4 protein-coding genes are annotated in these 2,474 nt (G+C 68.1%); 2 read left to right on the top strand and 2 right to left on the bottom strand.

Going from position 1 to position 2,474, the window contains the following annotated elements:
- Positions 1-394 (bottom strand): TetR/AcrR family transcriptional regulator (locus AC1D12_RS30890; protein WP_477845029.1); only part of this gene is annotated, 394 nt, incomplete at its 3' end.
- A 354-nt stretch (positions 395-748) separates the two neighbouring features.
- On the opposite strand from AC1D12_RS30890, the gene AC1D12_RS30885 reads away from it, so the two are divergent.
- Entirely contained in the window at positions 749-1,306 is a 558-nt protein-coding gene (locus AC1D12_RS30885; RefSeq protein WP_047500311.1) for an HNH endonuclease, read from the top strand.
- Between the two features lie 83 nt (positions 1,307-1,389).
- Positions 1,390-1,890, top strand: coding sequence for an outer membrane lipoprotein (locus AC1D12_RS30880; RefSeq protein WP_477845028.1), 501 nt, complete (start codon positions 1,390-1,392; stop codon positions 1,888-1,890).
- Positions 1,891-1,896: 6 nt separating this feature from the next.
- On the opposite strand, the gene AC1D12_RS30875 is transcribed toward AC1D12_RS30880, so the two are convergent.
- The coding region (locus AC1D12_RS30875) for an HAD family hydrolase (protein ID WP_477845027.1) at positions 1,897-2,474 on the bottom strand (578 nt) is incomplete at its 5' end.

The following is a 2,474-nucleotide window of genomic DNA, read 5'->3' as shown; positions in this document are numbered from 1 at the left end:
CGGTATGCCAGGCCTGCACCATGGTGGCGAGCGCGTCGCGCACCGGACCCGGCCGGTCGTCGAACTCCACCGCACCGCTGATGTAGATGCAGCCCGAGTCCAGCTCGACCGACACCCGCTTGACCCAGCGCTCGAACAGCGCGCGCAAGCGGGGCAAACCCCTGGCCTCGCGCACGGCAGGGAAAAACACTTCTTCCTCGAACTTGGCGTGATACTCGCGAATCACGGAGATCTGCAGTTCCTCGCGGGAACCGAAGTGCGCGAAGACGCCGGATTTGCTCATCTGCGTGACCTCGGCCAGCGCGCCGATCGACAGGCCTTCCAGCCCCATCGACGACGCCAGGCCGAGAGCAGCTTCGAGAATCGTCGCGCGCGTCTGCTGGCCCTTCTGCAGGGTCTTCGAGACATCGCGCGGGCCCCGGCCCGTGAGAGCCGCGGCGGTGTTGACGGGTGTATCGGTCGTGTCGCTCACGGTGCATCCATAAAATCGAACGATCGTTCTATTTTGCAGGTTCCGTGCGGATCGCGCGCCGCTATTTCGAGCAAGCCGTGTTTTTTTCTAGGGTTTAGTCCCTGGAATGCGACGGCAGCGGCGGCCATCGAGGGTTAACCCGAGTCTCGGGTTATCGCCGGTGGCGGTGATCGGCGTGTGACAGCGTGTGCTTGTGGCGCCAACGCACTGCAGTATTCGCGCCACGGTTGAGCGAAACGCAGTGAATGGATTACGCTCCGGGGAAGGAGATCATCCGTGGAAGTGCTCCAGCTCGATGTGTCCGGCCGGCCTCAATCGTGGATTTCAGCGAAGGAGGCAGCGATCATCTACGCCAGCGACGGCGTCGCATGGACGCTGGGTGATGCGTTCTACGTGCTGCGCGGCGGCATGCAACGGCGCACCGGGCTGCAATCGCGCATCGAGGTGCACCCGATCATCGCGGTGCGCGGCGCGGTCCCGAGCCGGGCCTGGCGCCAGACGCCCGCGCTCTCCAACCCCAAGCTCTTCGCCCGAGACCGTCAGGTGTGCGCCTACTGCGCCGGGCGCTTCCACCTGGACGACCTGACGCGCGAGCACATCGTGCCGACCTCGCGCGGCGGCCTCGACAGCTGGATGAACTGCATCACCGCCTGCCGCGCCTGCAATGGCCACAAGGGCAACCGGATGCCGGAAGAAGCGCACATGTCGCTGATGTACCTGCCCTACATCCCGAGCCTGCACGAGGACATGATCCTGCGCGGCCGGCGCATACTGGCGGACCAGATGGAATTCCTGCTGGCCAGCGTGCCAAGGCACAGCCGACTGCGGATCTGACTTCCGATTTCTTTACATCGCCGCCGCGGAACTCGCCGTGCGGCCGACTCGTCCATGCAGATGAGTAACGAGGAGTGAACCCCATGAACAAGCTTTTGATCGCCGTGGCCGTTGCCGCCACCTTGAGTGCGTGCGCCACCAGCAGCCCCGATGTCGTCTCGCGCAATGAAGCGCAGCGCCTGTCGCAGATCCAGGATGCCACCGTGCTGTCGGTGCGTCCGGTCGTGATCGACGGTTCGCAGTCCGGCGCCGGCGCCGTCACCGGCGGCGTGGTCGGCGGCATCGCCGGCGCATCGGTCGGCGGGCACCGCGAGGCGGTCGCCGTCGGCGTGCTGGCCGCGGTGGCCGGGGCGGTGGTCGGCAACGCAATCGAGCGTGCCGGCACCCGCGAGGAAGCGCTGGAGATCCTGGTGCAGCTGCGCAACGGCGAACGCCGCTCGATCATCCAGGCCAAGGGCACCGAGACGCTGGCCCCGGGCGAGCCGGTGATCCTGGTGTCGTCGAACGGCAAGACGCGCGTGATGCGCGCGCCGGCCGTCACGCAGCCGACACCGGTGCCGGCCGCGCCGGCGCATCAGGGCTGAGTCGCCTCAGGGTTGACGCGGGAACAGGCCGCGCGCGTGCAGCGCGGCCTCGCACGACGGCGCGTCGCGGAAGTGCAGCGCCTGCCAACCGGCGGCGATCGCCGCATCGACGTTGACCTGCGTGTCGTCCAGCAGGATCAACCGGCCCGGCGACATCTCGAACTGYCGCGCCGAGTGCGCGAAGATATCCAACTCGGGCTTCAGCAGGCGCACGTGTGACGAGAACACGCCGCTCGTGAAGCGCCCGAGGAACGGGTGGCTGCGCACCAGGTGGTCCGCCAGCGGCCGTGGCATGTTCGACAGGAAGTGCAGCGTGTGCCCGGCGGCGCTCAGCCGTTCGATCCACGCGACCGTGTCGGCGAGCGGCTGAAGCTCGGCCGGCACCGCATCGACGATGCGCCGCACCGACGCCGCATCGAGCCCGGTGCGCGCCGCCAGCCGCGGCACGAGTTCATCCTCGCCCAGCGTGCCGCGATCGAACTGCGCCCAGTCGCCGTCGCCATGCCCCTGGAAGAACACCGCCGCCAGCGCGCGGGCGGCCGTCTCGTCCATCGCGCGCTGCGGCAGCACGCGCTGCAGCAACT

Source organism: Rhizobacter sp. P1_G5 (assembly GCF_056405435.1).
The sequence above is the reverse complement of the archived record's forward strand: the minus strand, read 5'-3'. Positions and strand labels throughout refer to the sequence as shown.